The sequence below is a fragment of the Sphingomonas sp. PP-CE-3G-477 genome, assembly GCF_003050745.1.
Lineage (GTDB): Bacteria > Pseudomonadota > Alphaproteobacteria > Sphingomonadales > Sphingomonadaceae > Sphingomonas.
In genome coordinates, this window is sequence record NZ_QAOF01000002.1 from 108,096 (window position 1) to 125,963 (window position 17,868).

General features: G+C 67.1%; 10 protein-coding genes and 2 riboswitches. Of the genes, 6 read left to right on the forward strand and 4 right to left on the reverse strand.

Going from position 1 to position 17,868, the window contains the following annotated elements; genetic code table 11:
* Positions 1-26: 26 nt before the first annotated feature.
* From C8J45_RS05875 to C8J45_RS05890, 4 genes are all read left to right on the forward strand, one after another.
* On the forward strand, positions 27-1,397 hold the full coding sequence (locus C8J45_RS05875; RefSeq protein WP_107962364.1) for a cytochrome P450: 1,371 nt from the start codon (positions 27-29) through the stop codon (positions 1,395-1,397).
* Between the two features lie 42 nt (positions 1,398-1,439).
* Positions 1,440-3,503 carry a S9 family peptidase gene (locus C8J45_RS05880; RefSeq protein ID WP_107962365.1) on the forward strand — a complete coding sequence of 688 codons (2,064 nt, stop codon included), beginning with the start codon at positions 1,440-1,442 and terminating at the stop codon, positions 3,501-3,503.
* The gene (locus C8J45_RS05885) at positions 3,500-5,608 is read left to right on the forward strand and encodes a S9 family peptidase (protein ID WP_219907357.1); all 2,109 of its coding nucleotides are present in this window, start codon (positions 3,500-3,502) and stop codon (positions 5,606-5,608) included. The genes C8J45_RS05880 and C8J45_RS05885 overlap by 4 nt, the downstream gene beginning before the upstream one ends.
* A 411-nt stretch (positions 5,609-6,019) precedes the next feature.
* A complete protein-coding gene (locus tag C8J45_RS05890) occupies positions 6,020-7,264 on the forward strand; it encodes an ROK family transcriptional regulator (RefSeq protein WP_107962366.1) in 1,245 nt (414 codons plus the stop codon).
* Positions 7,265-7,269: 5 nt separating this feature from the next.
* Here the strand turns inward: C8J45_RS05890 and C8J45_RS05895 are convergent, their stop codons facing one another.
* Genes C8J45_RS05895 through C8J45_RS05910 form a run of 4 tightly spaced genes read right to left on the reverse strand, consistent with a single transcriptional unit; the run spans position 7,270 to position 14,814 of the window.
* Positions 7,270-8,733, reverse strand: coding sequence for a carboxylesterase/lipase family protein (locus tag C8J45_RS05895; protein ID WP_107962367.1), 1,464 nt, complete (start codon positions 8,731-8,733; stop codon positions 7,270-7,272).
* Entirely contained in the window at positions 8,730-9,485 is a 756-nt protein-coding gene (locus C8J45_RS05900; RefSeq protein WP_308811333.1) for a GDSL-type esterase/lipase family protein, read from the reverse strand. The genes C8J45_RS05895 and C8J45_RS05900 overlap by 4 nt, the downstream gene beginning before the upstream one ends.
* On the reverse strand, positions 9,482-11,431 hold the full coding sequence (locus C8J45_RS05905; RefSeq protein WP_107962369.1) for a glycoside hydrolase family 97 protein: 1,950 nt from the start codon (positions 11,429-11,431) through the stop codon (positions 9,482-9,484). The genes C8J45_RS05900 and C8J45_RS05905 overlap by 4 nt, the downstream gene beginning before the upstream one ends.
* Complete coding sequence (locus C8J45_RS05910; protein WP_107962370.1) at positions 11,428-14,814, reverse strand: LamG-like jellyroll fold domain-containing protein; 3,387 nt, start codon at positions 14,812-14,814, stop codon at positions 11,428-11,430. The genes C8J45_RS05905 and C8J45_RS05910 overlap by 4 nt, the downstream gene beginning before the upstream one ends.
* 195 nt (positions 14,815-15,009) lie before the next feature.
* Positions 15,010-15,231: riboswitch (cobalamin riboswitch) on the forward strand.
* Positions 15,232-15,469: 238 nt separating this feature from the next.
* On the opposite strand from C8J45_RS05910, the gene C8J45_RS05915 reads away from it, so the two are divergent.
* Both C8J45_RS05915 and cobW read left to right on the forward strand, forming a co-directional pair.
* Positions 15,470-16,459 (forward strand): HoxN/HupN/NixA family nickel/cobalt transporter, encoded by a 990-nt coding sequence (locus C8J45_RS05915; protein ID WP_107962610.1) that lies wholly within the window; start codon positions 15,470-15,472, stop codon positions 16,457-16,459.
* A 55-nt stretch (positions 16,460-16,514) separates the two neighbouring features.
* A riboswitch (cobalamin riboswitch) is annotated at positions 16,515-16,730 on the forward strand.
* A gap of 99 nt (positions 16,731-16,829) precedes the next feature.
* On the forward strand, positions 16,830-17,867 hold the full coding sequence (gene cobW, locus C8J45_RS05920; protein ID WP_107962371.1) for a cobalamin biosynthesis protein CobW: 1,038 nt from the start codon (positions 16,830-16,832) through the stop codon (positions 17,865-17,867).
* The last annotated feature ends 1 nt before the right edge of the window (position 17,868 follow it).

The window sequence follows — 17,868 nt, forward strand, 5'->3', positions numbered from 1 at the left end:
GCCGGCATGTCGCTGAGGATTTGTCGATGAGCCACGCCATGTTGCAGAACGCCAGTCCGCACTGGCTCCCGCGTCAGCCAAAAGGCGCGCTCGATCACATTCCCGGCAGCTATGGCCTGCCGTTCTTCGGCAACACCTTCAAATTGCTGGCGGATCCGATCGCATTTTCGGAAAGTATGGCGGCACGCTACGGCCCGATCTATCGCAATCGCGCGCTCGGCGGCACCGGCATCAACCTGCTCGGCCCCGACGCGAACGAGCTGGTGCTGTTCGATCGCGACAAGATCTTCTCGTCCGAACAGGGCTGGGGCCCGCTGCTCAACATGCTGTTCCCGCGCGGCCTGATGCTGATGGATTTCGACAAGCATCGCGCCGACCGGAAGGCGCTGTCGGTCGCGTTCAAGCCCGAGCCGATGCGGCATTACGCGACCGAACTCGACGCGGGAATCGCGGCCGCGATCGGTGGCTGGGCCGGGCAGACCTTGCGCTTCTACGACGCGGTCAAGAAGCTCACGCTCGATCTCGCCGCGACCAGCTTTCTCGGCGTGCCGCTCGGCGCCGAAGCGGATCGGATCAACCAGGCGTTCGTCGACGAGGTCCAGGCGAGCGTCTCGCCGATCCGCAAACCCTGGCCCGGCACGCAGATGCGCAAAGGCGTCCGCGCCCGCGCGTATCTGGTCGACTTTTTCGAGCGCGAGATCCCCGCACGACGCACCGGAAACGGCCAGGATTTCTTCTCGCAATTCTGCCGCGCGACCGATGACGACGGCGCGCCGCTGAGCGCGCTGGCGATCGCCGACCACATGAATTTCTTGATGATGGCGGCGCACGACACGATCACCTCGTCCGCGACCAGCCTCGTCATGCTGCTCGCGCGCAACCCGAAGTGGCAGGAGCGGCTACGCGAAGAGGTAGCCGCGCTCGACCCGGACGTGCCGCTGACCGAGCAGCTCGATCGGCTCGTCCTCACCGAATACGCGTTCAAGGAATCGTTGCGGATGATGCCGCCGGTCCCGTCTATCCCGCGGCGCGCGCTCAAGGATTTCAGCTTCGGCGGGTATGACATTCCCGCGGGGACGAGCGTCGGCACGGGTATCACCTATACGCACCGGATGGCCGAGCATTGGCCCGATCCCAACAAGTTCGACCCGCTCCGCTTCACGCCCGAGGCGTCGAAGGGCCGCCACCGGTTCGCGTGGGTGCCGTTCGGCGGCGGTGCGCATATGTGCATCGGGCTGCATTTCGCGACGATGCAGATGCGGCTGCTGATCGCGCATCTGCTCCTGCGCTACCGGATCGAGGCGGCGGCGGGCAGCGGTGACGCGTGGCAGGTGTTCCCGATCCCGCGGCCGAAGGATGGTTTGCCGGTCACCTTCGTACCGCTTGCCACCACGTGATAATGTGTCATCGTACCGCGGTTCAATCGAAGGAGCCGTTCGTTGCGCTTGACCCTTGCCCTCCTCCTGCTCGCGGCGACGCCGGCCTTCGCCCAGCAACAGCCGGCCGCTCCGGTGCCGGACGCACTGACGCGCAGCTTCACCGGTAGCGACCTATTCGGCCTGACGATCGCCGCCGATCCGCAAATCAGCCCAGACGGCAAGACGATCGTCTACGTCCGCCGCACCGGCGACGTGATGACCGACACGATGCAATCGTCGCTTTGGCTGATCGACGTAGCGAGCGGGCGCCAGACGCCATTCGCCACCGACGGCAGCAGCCCGCGCTGGTCGCCCGACGGGGCAAGGATCGCCTATGCCGCGCGCGACGGCGAGGGATCGCAGCTCTTCGTCCGATGGATCGGCGGCGCCCAGAGCGCGCGCGTGACGAGCTTCCCCGGCGATCCGCAGGCGCTCGCGTGGTCGCCCGACGGCACCAAGCTCGCCTATATCGCCACGGTAGCAGGCGAGGGCACCAAGCTCGGCACGCAGCCGCCCAAGCCCGAGGGCGCGAAATGGGCCGAGCCGCTGACGATCATCGACCGGGTCAACTACCGCAACGATGGACCGGGCTATGTGAAGCCGGGCTACGACCATCTCTTCGTGGTCGGTGCCGACGGCGGTGCCGCGCGGCAACTGACATACGGCAAGTTCGACGATGGCGGCCCGCTATCGTGGACGCCAGACGGCCGCAGCATCGTCTTCGCCGCGATCCGCGGACCAGCCGCCGACCGCCAGGTGATGAACTCCGACGTGATCGCGGTCGATACGAACAGCGGCACGATGCGGACGTTGACCACGCGCGACGGCCCCGACGCGCAGCCGCGCGTATCGCCAGACGGCAGCAAGATCGCGTGGCTCGGCTTCGACGACAAGCGCCGCAGCTACGAGAACACGCAGCTCTATGTCGGCGACCGCGACGCCGCCTCGCCGCGCTCGCTGACCGCGACACTCGACCGCGCGATCGAGGACGCGGTGTGGTCCACCGACGGCCGCAGCCTCTATGCGAGCTATGACGACCACGGCCAGCGTCGCGTCGCCCGCATCGGTGTCGATGGCCGCGTCACGCCGCTGATCGACAACGTCGCGGGCGGCGGGCTCGACCGGCCCTATACCGGCGGCGAGTTCTCGGTCTCGAAGGGCGGGACGATCGCCTATACCGGCGGCGATGCGAGCGCCCCCGCAGACGTCTGGGTGCTGGCGGGCGGCAAACCGCGCCGCCTGACGACGCTCAACGCCGTGCTGACCGGATCGAAGGCGCTCGCACAGGTCCGGAAGATCGCGGTGACCGCACCCGATGGTCGCCCGATCGACGCGTGGCTCGCGACCCCGCCGGGCCGTGTCGCAGGCCAGCGCATGCCGTTGATCCTCGAGATCCACGGCGGTCCGAACTCCGCGTACGGCCCCGGTTTCGCGACCGATATGCAGCTCTACGCCGCCGCCGGTTACGCGGTGCTCTGGACCAACCCGCGCGGCTCGACCTCCTACGGCGCCGAGTTCGCCAACCTGATCGACAAGACCTACCCTGCCGCCGATTACGACGACCTGATCGCCTCGGTCGACGCGGCGATCAAGGACGGGACCGCCGATCCGGACAATCTGTTCGTGACCGGCGGCTCTGGTGGCGGGCTGCTGACCGCGTGGATCGTCGGCAAGACCGACCGGTTCAAGGCCGCCGCGACGCAGAAGCCGGTCATCAACTGGATCAGCGAGGCGCTGACGATGGACAACACGCTGTTCACCTCGCGCTACTGGTTCACCAAGCTGCCGTGGGAGGATCCGATGAGTTATTGGAACCGCTCGCCGCTGAGCCTGGTCGGCAACGTAAAGACGCCGACGCTGGTGGTGGTCGGCGGCGACGATTACCGGACGCCGGTGAGCGAATCCGAGCAATATTACGCGGCGCTCCAGATCCGCGGCGTGCCGACCGCGCTGGTGAAGGTACCGGGCGCGAGCCACGGTGGCCTCGCCGCTCGCCCGTCGCAATCCGCAGCCAAGGCGTCGGCGATCATCGCCTGGTTCGATCGATACCGGAAGCCGGCAACGGCGCAGGGAGCAGCACAATGACGATACGATACATGATGCTCGCCGGCGTGGCGCTGGTCTCGACCGCGGCGGTCGCGCAGGTCCAGCCGCCGCGCGTCGCGAAGAAGCCGTTCCAGGTGACGTCGCCCAACGGCGCGCGCGAGGACGACTATTACTGGCTGCGCGACGACACGCGGAAGAACCCGCAGATGCTGTCGTATCTCGCCGCGGAGAACGCCTACGCGGATGCTCAGCTCGCCTCGCTGAAGCCGCTCCAGGCCAAGCTCTACGAAGAGACTGTATCGCACATCAAGCAGGACGACAGCTCGGTCCCCTATGCGAAAAACGGCTATTATTACGGCTCGCGGTTCCAGACCGGGGCGGATTATCCGATCTTCGAACGCCGCAAGGGCAGCGCTACCGCGCCCGCCGAAACGCTGTTCGACGAGCCGGCAATGGCGAAGGGCCACAGCTTCTTCGCGCTGAGTGACTGGGCGGTGAGCCCCGACAACGCCCGCGTCGCCTGGGCGGAAGATACCGTCGGCCGTCGCCAATACGTGCTCAAGGTCAAGGACCTTGCGACCGGCGCGACGATCGCCGACACGCTCTCGAACATCGAGCCGAACGTCGTCTGGGCAGACGACAACAAGACCATCCTCTATGTCGAGAAGGACCCGGTCACGCTCCGGGGCTACCGCGTGAAGGCGCACGTCCTCGGCACGCCCGTCGTCAGCGATCGGCTGCTGTACGAGGAGAAGGACGACACCTATTCGATGGGCGTCTCGCGCACCGCCGACGACAAGTTCGTCTGCATCGGCGTGAGCAGCACGGTCAGCGACGAGCAACGCTGCGCGCCGGCCGCGGCCCCGAGCAACTTCACGATCGTCGCACCACGCGCGCGCGAGTTCCGCTACAGCGCGGATCACATCGGCAACCGCTGGATCATCCGCACGAACAAGGCCGCGAAGAACTACAAGCTGGTGACCGTCGCCGACGCCGATCTGGCCAAGGGAACCGCCGCATGGCGCGACCTGACTCCGGCCAGCGGCACCGTCTTCATCGAGGGGTTCAAGCCGTTCGATGGCTTCGTCGCGATCGACCAGCGCGAGGGCGGCAACCGCATGATCCGCGTGCTGAACGACGCAGGCAAGTCGACCCCGGTGACCGCCGACGAGCCCGCCTATCGGATGTCGCTCGACGTCAACGAAGAGACCGCGACGCCGTGGGTGCGCTACACCTACGGCTCGCTCGTGACGCCGACCACGACCTACGAGGTCAACGCGAAGACCGGCGAGCGCCGCGTGCTGAAGGTCGCGCCGGTGCCGGGCTACGACCCCGCGAAATACGTCACCGAACGCGTCTGGGCGCCGGCGCGTGACGGCACGCGGATCCCGGTGTCGCTGGTCTACGCCAAGGGCACCAAGCGCGACGGCACCGCACCGCTCTTCCAATATGCTTACGGCAGCTACGGCATTTCGAGCGACCCGGCGGTCGATCCGGGCCGGATAGGGCTGCTCGATCGCGGCGTGATCTACGCGATCGCGCATATCCGCGGCGGGCAGGAGATGGGGCGCGGCTGGTACGACGACGGCCATCTGCTCAACAAGAAGAACAGCTTCACCGACTTCATCGACGTCACCCGCTATCTCGTCGCGCAGAAATACGCGGCGAGGGACCGCGTCGCGGCGATGGGCGGCAGTGCTGGCGGGCTACTGATGGGCGGCGTCGCGAACATGGCGCCGGCCGACTACAAGCTGATCATCGCGCAGGTGCCTTTCGTCGACGTGGTGACGACGATGCTCGACGCGTCGATCCCGCTGACCACGTTCGAGTATGACGAGTGGGGCAACCCCGCGCAAAAGGCGTCGTACGATTACATGTTGAGCTATTCGCCGTACGACAACGTCAAGGCGAAGGCCTATCCGGCGCTCTATGTCGGCACCGGGCTGTGGGACAGCCAGGTGCAATATTACGAGCCGACCAAATGGGTGGCGAAGCTCCGCGAACTCAAGACCGACACAAACCCGCTGCTGTTCCGCGTCAACATGGAGGCAGGGCATGGCGGCAAGTCCGGCCGGTTTGAACGCTATCGTCAGAACTCCGAATGGCAGGCGTTCATGCTGCAACAACTGCAGATCGTTCGCTGATCGCCGTCCTCTGACATCGGTGCGACCGGTTTGAACCGGGATTTGGAGGTATCGGCATCGGACAAGAGGCGATGCCGATACCCACCGACTAGGACCAATCTAGTATAAGAAAATTGATTTCTTTATTGACCGTCCCGCGTGATTACTCGAAACTCGCGCAAGTTCGAGACGGTGAAAAGCTGCGATCGGCGTACATCAGCGGACCGGTGTCGTGTGACGGCGGCGTCGGGGTGGGCATTCCGGATACGAGCGACGCGGTCGCCGATCGGGATTGCGCACGAAGTCGGGAGGGAATGTCGTGACCTATCGCGCGAAAGCATATGCCGTGGCGGCGGTTGGTACCTCCATGTCGACGTTCCAGCCCGCATTCGATCAGGTCGAGACGATCGCGCCGTTCGCTCACGCCGGGGCATGAGCAAGCCGATGGATTTCTCGGATTTCGAGCCGTCGAGCTACGGTGGCGTCACCGCGGACGAGCGCGCGGTAAGGCTTGGCCCCAGTCTGTCCGGCACCAATCTGGCGCGCGCCGGCGATTACAACCAGCGGGTCGTGCTGCAGGTCATTCGCCGCCATCCGGACATCACGCGAACCGAGATCGCGGCGATGACCAACCTCACCGCGCCGACCATCGCCAACATCACCGGGCGGCTCTTCGACTCCGATCTCATCATCGATGCGGGTCGCCGCACGGGCGGCCGCGGCCAGCCTGCGGTACGCTTGCGGATCAATCCCGATGGCTGCTTTGCGATCGGGCTGAACATCGACCGGGATCACGTGACTTTGGTCTCGCTGGACCTCGCGGGCGTCGTCCGCTCGCGCTTCACGCGACAGGTGCCGTTCGCCATGCCAGGCGACGTGGTGGAGGTCATCCGCGCGGGGATCGCCGCGATCCGCGAGACCGGGGTCATCGGCATGGACCGGGTGCTCGGCGTCGGCATCGCGTTGCCCGACGATCTCGGCAGGGTCGCGTTGCCGCACCGTCCGGCGGGCTACGAGGCGTGGGGCGCGGTCGACCTGCCGACGCTGCTCGCCGACGTCGTGCCGTGGTCGATCCACGTCGACAACGATGCGGCCGCCGCGGCGATCGGCGAAGCGCAGTTCGGCGATGGTCACGATCATGCGAGCTTCTTCTACGTCCTGGTCAGCGCAGGACTGGGCGGCGGCCTGGTGATCGACGGCGCCTATTATCGCGGCGCCAACGCACGGAGTGGCGAGATCGGTTTTCTCCCGCTGGCGGACGATGCGACGCGCGTGCTTCAGGATGTCGTGTCGCTGTCGGCGCTGACCACGCGCCTCGAAAAGGCCGGCGTGATGCAGCCCGGGATCGATCCGACGCAGCCATTCCCCGATGCCTTCGCGCCGCATGTCGATGCATGGCTCGACGATGCATCGAGTGCGCTGGTGCCTGCAATCACCGCGGTGAACTGTCTCATCAATCCCGCCGCGGTGCTGTTCGGCGGGCGGCTGCCGGCGGACGTGCTCGATCGGCTGGCGGCGGACACCCATCGCAAGCTTCGCGCCGCAGCGCCCAACATGCCGGCGACCGCACCGATGCAGCGCGCCAGCCTGTCGCTGGACGCGCCCGCGGTGGGCGCCGCGATCCTGCCGTTCCTCGATCGCATCCTGCCGTCGGATGCGATCCTGATCAAAAGCTGATCGGGTCAGGGCGTATCGCGTAGGCCGCAAATGGCGCCGCGCAGATCCCGGCGCGACACCGGCCCGGTTTGGTCGAACGCCATATAGTCCCGCGTGCCATTCGAATATCGCGCCCATTGCGGGAGTGCGCCACCGTTCGGGTTCCCCGTCTTCACGAAGTTCACCCAATAGGCCTGCAACGGCGGCTGGCCGGGTTTCGGCGGGTTGAACAGATATCCGATCTCGCTCGAATGGCTTACGGTGCCGCCGGGCGGGGCATAGTCGAACTGATATTGCCAGACGGGCACGCCGACGCGGGTCAGCGCCTTCGAGACCGCGACGGTCGGGCAGCGGAACGTCAGATCGGTCGCCAACTGCGCGGTCACGTCGCCGAGGCGCGGATCGTCGACGGGCTTGCCGCCGGGGTTGAGGTCGTAAAAGGCGAGCGCCTTGCCGGCGTTGGCACCGAACTCGCTGCGCACGGTCGCCTCGGCTGCGGGGCGGCCACCATGCAAGCCGAGTTCGCGCGCGTTCACGCCGATCACCAGCGGTGCACGATCGACGTGGCCGTTCGCCAGCAGATGCGCGGGGGTGTCGGTGAGAACGCGGCCGTCGACCACCGCCTGCAACCAGATGAAACTGTCGTCGTCGAGATCGGGAACGTCGACCTTGTCCTGCACCGCGAGCAACCGGTCGACCGACAAGCCACGGAGTTGCGCCGCCGTCGCGGTCTCGGGCAACCCGGCGGCGGTCGCGATCAGCGATCCCAGCCGCTCGTTCTGCGCAAGGCTGCGCGGTGCCACGCCGAAGCCCGGCGTACCGCTTTCCTCGATCGCCTGCGCGAACAGGCCGCGCGATGCCGGCGCCAGTCGGTGAAGCGCGACGTCCTGCGCTCCGGCGGATTCGCCCGAGATCGTGACGCGCGCCGGATCGCCCCCGAACCGTGCGATGTTGCGCTTGACCCAGCCGAGCGCCGCCTGCTGGTCCATCAGCGCGTAATTGCCCGAATGCCCGCCCTGTTCGCGGCTGAGCGCGGGGTGCGACAGGAATCCGAGCGCGCCCAGTCGGTACTGGATGCTGACCAGCACGATGCCGCGGTCGGTGATCGCGGATTCGACCGTGCCGCTGCCCGCGCCGCCTCGATTGGCGCCGCCGTGGATCCAGACCAGCACGGGCAGGGGCTTGGCGGGCGACAGCGCCGGCGTGCGGACGTCGAGGAACAGGCAATCCTCCGAACCATGCTGCGCGGCCGTACGGTTCCATTCGCCGTAATCGCCCTGCGGACAGGCAGCATGCTCGGCGACCGCGTCGATCGGCTCGGTCCATTTCGCAGGCCGCTCGGGCGCACGCCAGCGGAGCGGCCCCGCGGGTGCCTTCGCGAACCGGATGCCGCGAAACACGCTCGTTCCGCCGGGTACTGCTTGGCCACGGACCGGTCCATCATCCGTGCGGACGACCGGCGCCGCGGCCAAGGCCAGCGCCAGGATCATCGCAGGCCTCGCGGGGCCGGCTTGGCGAGCGCGGTGCGGATCGCGGCTTCGGCGACCGGTGCCATCGCCGCATAGCCTGCCTTGTTCGGATGTACCCCGTCATAGGTCAGCGAGGCACGCGTCGCGTCGCCGTCGTGCAGCGCACCCCAGTAATCGGCATAGGTCGCGCCGATCTTCGCCGCATAGTCCTTCAGCCACGCGTTCATCGCGGCGATCTTCGGTGCCGTCGCCAGCCCGGGCCGCCACGGAAACCGGTCCGCCGGCGGGATCGAGGCGAAGATCACGCGGATGTTGTTGGCGCGCGCGAGATCGGCCATCGACATGATGTTCGCCTTGGTCTGCTCGGGCGTCATCGGTCCGGTATTGCTGGCGATGTCGTTGGTGCCGCCCATGATCTGGACCACCGCCGGGTGGAGGTCGACGACGTCCTGCCGAAAGCGGAGCAGCATCTGCGGCGTGGTCTGCCCGCCGATCCCGCGACCCATCCGGTCGTCGGCGAAGAACGACGGGACCATGTCGAACCACCCCTGCGTGATCGAATCGCCGATGAAGACGACGCGGTGGTTGCCGGGCTTGGGCAACGCGGCGTTGGCGGACTGATAGCGGCCCAGCCACGCCCAGTCCTCGTGCAGCCGAGTCTCGGCCGCCTGCGCCTCGCGCTGCTTGTCCGCGTCGGTCTGCGCGGTCGCTGCCGTGCCGGTCATTGCGATCATGCCGGCAAGGGCGATCCGGGCGTATGTCGTCATGGTCATCGAACAGGCTCCATCATGGCGGCGGCGCCTCCGGACGCGGCCAGTGTCAAGGTCAGGGTGTCGCGCGCGGTCACCGTGCGGGTCGCGGTAACGAGGTTGGTCGGGGTCGCGCCGTCGGTCCAGGTCCGCGTGCGATAACGGCCGGTCCCGAGGAACGCGAGCGGCAGCGTGATCGTCCGCGCGGCATCGGTCATCGCCCCGACATACCAGGTCTTGCCGCTCCGCCTTGCTACCGCGATGTGCTCGCCGAGTTCGCCGCTCAGGAACCGCGTCTCGTCCCACGTCGCCGGCACCGCGGCAAGGAAATCGAGCCCCGACTGGCCACGATACGCATCGGGACTGTCGGCGATCGACCCGAGCGGGCTTTCGTACACGACGTACATGGCGAGCGTCTGCCCTCGCGTCGTCTGCACCTCGGGGCCCACGGGATGCGGCGCGAACGTCCCCAGCGTACGATTGCGATACCCGCCCGGCGTATAGTCCATCGGCCCGCCGAGCATCCGCGTATAAGCGAGCGTCACGTTGTGCCGCGCCGTGATCCGCCGCGTCCACTTGTTGTATTCCGCCCCCAGCACGCCTTCCTGCGTCAGGAAGTTCGGCCAGGTCCGCGTCATCCCCCACGGGTGCGTCGCGCCGTGCAGGTCGAGCAGCAGGTGATGCCGCGCAGTCGCCTCGGCGAGGCGGTGATAATAGGCGATCATATCCTGGTCGTCGCGGTCCATGAAATCGACCTTGATGCCCTTGATCCCCCACGCCTCGACCTGCGCCAGGATACGCTCCATGTTGGTATCGAGCAGCTTCCAGTGGATCCACACGATCAGCCCGACGCCGCGCTTGCGCCCATAGTCGACCAGCGCGGGCAGGTTCACGGCGGCGATCGGCCTGGTCGGGTCGGCCCCCGGATTGAGCGTGCCGCCGTCGCCGCTGTTCACGTACCAGCCGTCGTCGATCATCATGTACGGCAGCGTCATCGACTGCGCGAAATCGATATAGCCGCGGATCGTCGCGTCGTTGGTGCTCGCCTTGGGCACGCTCGCCAGGATCGGCCCGGACCACCAGTCCCACGCGGTCTTGCCGGGCTTCACCCAGCTGAAATCCCCCTTCGGCGCGGGGTTCAGGCTGGTGAGCAGCGTGTTCTCGATCAGCGTGCCGGGGTTCGCGCCGACCATGATCACCCGCCACGGCGACCGGATGCCGGTCCCGACGTCCGCCTTGACCGCGATCCCCGGCTCGTCGATCCGCCGCGACAGCTTGGTGTCGACGCCCAGCGCGCCGGTTTCGGTGCCGGTCAGGTACATCGTCGGCCATCCGGTCACGTCGGCCTCCGCGAAGGCCAGCGTCGGCCCGCCCTCGCCGGTGCGGCACACCAGCGGCAGTTCGTACAGATTGTGCCGACGGATCGCCGACGCCTTCACCGGATCATATTCGCCCTCATGGCTCGTCCCGAAGGTCCCGAGGTTGAGCCCGGTGCAATCATAGTCCGCCGGGAAAGCGACCTGCGTCAGTTCGTTGACGATCCGCAGCGACGTCAGGTTCGGCTGCGTCGGCACGACATAGCGCAGCGCCGTCCCGGTGTCGTACGCACGGACGATCACGTCGAGCCGTCGCGTCTTGCCATCGGGCTCGGCGAGATGGACGACGATCTCGTTATACCGCTCCGCGACCGACGACGTCTTGCCGGCACGCAAGGTGTAGCGATCCTCGCCGCGCCGCCGGCCGACGCCGATGACCTTCAACCCGTTAGACAGCTTGGCATACCGCTCGAACTCGAGCCCCAGCGTCGAGGGCGCCACGACTTCGCGACCGGCCACGGCGACCCGGTAGGTCGGTTGCGCCGCGGCGTTGGTCCCGAGCGTGACGGCGATCCGCCCATCGGGCGAAACGACGGATTGCGCCACGGCGGGTGTCGCCCCGAGCACCGCCGCGACCAATACCAGCGCCTTCATCGTACCATCCCTCCTGCAACGTTCCACCCACGCAGCGCGACATGCGCGGCGGAAGCCTTGGCCGTTGGATAGCGGATCTCGACGGTGCGTACGTCACCCGGCAGCAGGGATACGTAGTTGTCGCTGAAATAGGCAGGCAGGACCTGCGAGCCGTCGGCGTTCATCACCGTCAGCTTGGTCTCGATCGCGGGCGTCGCGCTGGTATTGCGCAACGTCACAATGGTCACCGTGTCCGCGCCGTCGACCCGCGTCGCCGATGCCGTGTCGAGCGTCACCGCCGCGAGACCGTTCAGCGCCTGGAACTGCGCATCGTTGGCCGCCTGCCAGTAGAAGTTGGTCGACAACAGCTTGCCCGCCGCATCGCTCGCCTCCAGCCGGACGAGCGCGACGCCGTTCGCGGTCGCCGCCTTGGCATCCAGCGTGAACGCATCGCTCGCCGCCTCACCGGTGGCGGTGATCGTCGCGGACTTCTCGGCGATCGTCCGGTTGTCGAGCCCGACCACCTTCGCCTTCACGGTGACGCCGCGCAGCGAGGTGAGCCCGTTATTGACCAGCACGGCCTTCCAGTCGGGCAGGTTCATCTGGACATGGACCGGCTCGGATGCCTTCTTCACACCGTAGAACGAGGCCTGCGTGTCATAGTCCGAACTGAAGATGTTCCACGCCGACGACGGCCAGGCGGGCTGCGTCATCCACAGCATCCGGCCGCTATGCTCCGTCCACAGCTTCGCGTTCATCCCCTCGAAGATCGCGCGGTACGATTCATACTGCATCATCTGCGCCTTGCGCTCGAAATCCTCGAGGCTGGTGCCGGGGCCGAAGCGCGTGGCGAGCACGTCCATATACGTCTTCACCGCGCCGTTCCCGGTCTGGTGCCAGTCGTGATACGCCCAAGCATCGCTGATCGGCCATTGATCGGCCGGCGCCATCGCACGCTTCCACGCCTCCAGCGTCGGCAGCGACGGGGTGCCGCTCTCGACCGAGAAACCCTTGGCATGCTCGGTGAAATACTCGACCGGCGGACGCCAGTTATACGGTCCGGAGTTCTGCAGGTTCACCCGGTTGGACGACCCCATGTACAGCCGCGTGCCGTCCTCCTTGTCGATCAGCGTCTCCAGCGCCTCGTTGAGGATCGGCTGCGGTACGCCCTCGTTGCGGCCGAACCACACGACGATCGACGGGTGGTTGCGGTATCGCTTCACGACGTCGGTCGCGTTGGTCATGAACAGCGCCGGGTCCTGCGCCTCGATGTTGTAGTCCTGCGTCGATTCCCAGAAATCGTTGAGGATCATCAGGCCGTATTCGTCCGCCAGATCGTAGAACGTGTCTTCGGTGTTCTGGCCGACCCAGTTGCGGATGATGTTGAGATGCGCGTCCTTGTGCAACTTGAAAAACGGCTCGAGCCGCGTCCGGTCGACGCGCTTCATGAAGTCGTCCATGCCGATATTGCCGCCACGCGCGGCGATCTTCACGCCGTTGACGCGAATCACCAGATACGGCGTCAGGCCGTCCTGGTCCTTGATCCGGGTGACCGCAGGCGATGTTTCGGCGCCCGGCACGAGGCTCGCGGCCCAGCCATTGGCGACCTTGCGGATACCGGTATGCGAGCCGTCGACGATCCGCTCGCCACGCTGCCGCGCCTTCGACAGGTCGATGCCGACCCGTTCGAGGTCGCCGTCCTTGTCCATCAGCGAGATGTCGTACGTGACCTGCCGGATGCCGAAGCGGACGTGCTTGGTGTCGCTCGCCGCGCCGTCCACCGACGCGGTCAGGGTCAGGTCGTGCAGGGCAGGGGCACCGTAGCCGTTCGGCCACCAGAGCTTCGGATTGCGCACCATAAGCTGCGGGAAGTCCGCAGGCTTCAGCACGACGTTGGCGGTCTGGCCGGGCGCGAGCGTCACCTGCTTCTCGACTACGACGTTATCGAATGCCGCGCGGACAGTGGCGCTCACCGGTCCCGCGGAATGGTTCGCGACGGGTACGCCGATCTCGACTGCCGCGACGCTGTTGTCCGCCTTGGGCAAGGTGGTGACGACCTGAGCATCGCCTAGCATTGCTGCTCCCGTCGCGGTCAGGGTCACGCCGCGCCACAGGCCGATGTTGCGGTCGCGGATGCTCGGAATCCAGTCCCACCCCTCGGTCGCGACGAAGGTCGGGCCGTCGAGCATCATCATGCCGCCATTCTCGCCGACGCCCGACGTCAGCGACTCTTCCTGCGCGATCCCCGGATGCGGCGGCGGCGACACCTTCACCGCGACCGCGTTGCGGCCGGGCAGCAGCTTGCCGGTCACGTCGAACCGGCCGCGCACGAACGCACCCTTCATCGTGCCGATCGGCGCCCCGTTCAGCCACACCTCCGCGCTGTAGTTCACGCCGTCGAAATTGAGCATCTGTCGCTTGCCCGCGGTCGCGGCGGGCGCGTCGAACTCGGTGCGGTACCAGTAATCCTGTTTCGCGAGGCTTTCGGGGATCGTCATGTTGTTCAAACCGAACGCAGGGTCGGCATAGACCCCGCGATCCACCAGCGTCGTCAGGACCGTGCCAGGCACCGTCGCAACGTACCAGTTCGACGCATCGAACCCCGCACGGCTGAGCGTGGCACCGGGTGCGGTCACCTTCGGCGCTTCGGCCAGCCGCCAGCCGGCGACGGTCCAGGCGCCGGCATGCAGCGGTGCGATCGCGGGTTCGGTCGGGAGTGGCTTGGCGACGGGCGCGGGGAAGGGGGCCTTCGACACCGGCCGGGTCCAGGCATCCTGCGGGGTGGTCTGGCCAAGCGATTGACGCACCTGAACCGGCCATGCCGGGCTCGCATCCTGATAGACGATCGACGCGCCCGGCTTGGTCGTGGCAAGCGCCTTCACCGCACCCGCGTCGAGCGCACGCGCCTCCATCGCAAAGCCCGAAACCCGCCCGCCGAACGGCGCGATCGTCGCGACCGATGGCACGGGCGCCGTGGTCATCCGTCGCTGCGCGACCTGTCGCCCATCGACGTACAGGCGCGCCTGACCCTGCTCGACCGTCGCCGCGACGTGATGCCAGCTGCCAGCCGCGATCCGCGATGGCGCGATCACCGTGCCGGCTTCGGTGATGAGGCTCGGGCGGCCCTTGTCGAGCGCAAGATAGCGTCGCGGTCCGTTCGCGATATCGCCGAACCCCGCCACCGGGACGATGCCGTCGCGGATCGTCCGGGGTTCGATCCACCCCGACAGCGTCCAGCTCGGCGCGTCGATCGGCCTAGCGCTATCGCCCCCGATCGCCGTCTTGAGGCTGTCGCCACCAGCAGGCGCCGCGACGTTGAACGGACCATAGCGCTGGGCCGACGCGGCGGTCGCACAGCATAACGCCACCATGGAAATCGTGCCCGCGAACATCCGCTTGCCCATAATCATCCTCCCGTGCGCGGAATCTGACGATGCTCCGCGATTGACGATCAACATGACGCGGTGCCGCGAAAAAGCCAAATTGAATTACGAATTGTTTCCGATCGGTCGGGGCGTTCGCGACCACGCTTGACCGAGGCGCATATTGGCAGCGCCGCGAAAGCAGGATACCCAACCGGGCGGGCAGCGGATCAACGCCGCCTGCATGATCGCGTCGGTGCCCCTCGGGGCTTGATTGGGAATGCGGTGCGGTGGGGTTCGCCCTGCCAATGCCGCGGCTGTCCCTGCAACTGTAAGCGGCGAGCGAGACGCACGGGCCCTTCGACTAGAGGGCAGCCACTGGGTCGAAAAGCCTGGGAAGGCGTGGCGTGGAGCTTTGACCCGTGAGCCAGGAGACCTGCCGGCGTCTGGTCGCTCTTGTCCCGGTCCAGGGGGTGGCCGAGGCACGGTGAACGCCGTCTGAGCGACGACACGCGCGGCAGGGGCCGCACGGCGACGCGCGTCGGCCGCTCATGGCGTCCGGTCTTCGCGTGTCCCGGCCGCTCGCGGCAGGCCCCCGTCCTCGTCGGACGCCGGGGAGTTCTGCATGACGACTGCGACGATAGATAGACCGGTCGAGAGACCGACGCACGCCGCCACCCGCAAGCGGATCGGCTGGATGTTTTCAGGCTTGGTCATTGCCAACATCGCCGCGTGGGGCTGGGCATTCTCGCTGTTCCACGCGCAACCGCTGATGCTGGGCACCGCGCTGCTCGCCTGGGGCCTGGGTCTGCGCCACGCCGTCGACGCGGATCACATCGCCGCGATCGACAACGTGACGCGCAAGCTCATGCAGGACGGCCAGCGCCCGATCGCGGTCGGTTTCTGGTTCGCGATCGGCCATTCGGGGATCGTCCTCATCGCCGCCGTCGCGATCGCGCTCACCGCCAGCGCGCTGTCTCAGTTCGAGGCGTTCAAACAGGTCGGCGGCGTCATCGCGACCGTCATCTCCGCCGTCTTCCTGTTCACGATCGCCGCGATGAACCTGATCATCCTGCGCTCGGTGTGGCGTACCTTCGGCCATGTCCGCGGCGGCGGCACCTATGTCGAGGAGGATCTCGACCTGCTGCTCGGCAACCGCGGCTTGCTCGCGCGGCTGTTCCGGCCGATGTTCCGGCTGGTCACGCGGAGCTGGCACATGGCGCCGCTCGGCTTCCTCTTCGGGCTGGGCTTCGACACCGCCACCGAAGTTGCGATCCTTGGCCTCTCCGCGAGCCAGGCCGCCGACGGCCTGTCGATCGGCACCGTGCTCGTTCTGCCGGTGCTGTTCGCGACCGGCATGGCGCTGGTCGATACCGCGGACGGTGTCGTCATGCTCGGCGCGTATGAATGGGCGTTCGTGAAGCCGATCCGCAAACTCTATTACAACATCACCATCACGCTGATCTCGGCGATCGTCGCGATCGCGATCGGCGGGATCGAGACGCTCGCGCTGCTCGGATCGAAGCTGGGGCTGACCGGCGGCATCTGGGATCTGGCGGAGGCGCTCGGCGAGAACTTCAACGGCCTCGGCTTCGCGATCATCGGGCTGTTCGTGCTCTGCTGGGTGCTGAGCTTCGCGATCTACCGCTGGAAACGCTTCGACGAGATCGAAGTCGTGCACGGATAGCTGGCGGCGTGCCGGAAAGTCCGTTAGGTCGCCTTCGTGAGGGTCGGTTGCACCGAACCTCGTTGATCGCGCCGGTGCCCTTCGGGGCTTGAATGGGAATGCGGTGCGGAAGGGGTTCGCTCCTCCAATGCCGCGGCTGTCCCTGCAACTGTAAGCGGTGAGCGACACGCACGCGCCCTTGATGGGCAGCCACTGGGCCGACGGCCTGGGAAGGTGTGCGAGGAGCTTCGACCCGCGAGCCAGGAGACCTGCCAGCGCAACGGTCGCTCTTGCCACGATCCAGGGGGTGATCTTGGCACGGTTCTCCGTCTGAGCGACGAACACGCCCGGCCGTCTGGTCGCGCGTGCGTGTGCTCGCAGGAGAATATCAATGCCCGATCTTTCAAAGGTCCCCGTCACGATCGTCACCGGCTTTCTCGGCGCCGGCAAGACCACGCTGATCAGCCACCTGATCCGCAACGCGAGCGGCCGCCGTCTCGCCGTCGTCGTCAACGAATTCGGCACGCTCGGCATCGACGGCGACATTCTCAAGGGCTGTGCGATCCCCGATTGTCCGGCCGAGAACGTGATCGAGCTGGCGAACGGCTGCATCTGCTGCACGGTGGCGGATGACTTCATCCCGACCGTCGAGGCTCTCCTTGCGCTCGACCCGCGCCCCGATCACATCCTGATCGAGACGTCCGGGCTCGCGCTGCCCAAGCCGCTGCTGAAGGCGTTCGACTGGCCCGCGATCCGCTCGCGCATTACCGTCGACGGTGTCATCGCGCTCGCCGATGCCGAGGCGGTTGCCGCCGGTCGTTTCGCCCCTGACGTCGCTGCGCTCGACGCCCAGCGCGCCGCCGACCCGAGCGTCGACCACGAGACGCCCTTGTCTGAGGTGTTCGAGGACCAGCTCGCCTGCGCCGATCTGGTGCTGTTGACGAAGGTCGATCTCGCCGGGCCCGAAGGCGTCGCCAAGGCGCGCGCGGTGATCGCCGCCGAGTCCGCACGGCCGCTGCCGGTCATCGACCTGACCGACGGCATCATTGATCCGCGCGTGATCCTCGGCCTCAACGCCGCCGCCGAAGACGACATCGCCAGCCGCCCCTCGCATCACGACGGCGAGGACGATCACGAGCATGACGATTTCGACAGCGTCGTCGTCGAGCTTGGCGAGATCGCCGACCCCGCCGATCTGACCGCGAAGATCGAAGCCCTCGCCCGCAGCGCGGACATCCTCCGCGTGAAGGGCTATGCGGCCGTCACCGGCAAGCCGATGCGTCTGCTCGTGCAGGCGGTCGGCGCGCGCGTCCGTACGCAATACGACCGCCCCTGGCGCGCGGGCGAACCGCGCCGCACGCAGCTGGTGGTGATCGCCGAGCACGACCGGATCGACGAGGCCCGCATCAAGGCCGCGCTGGACGGCTGAG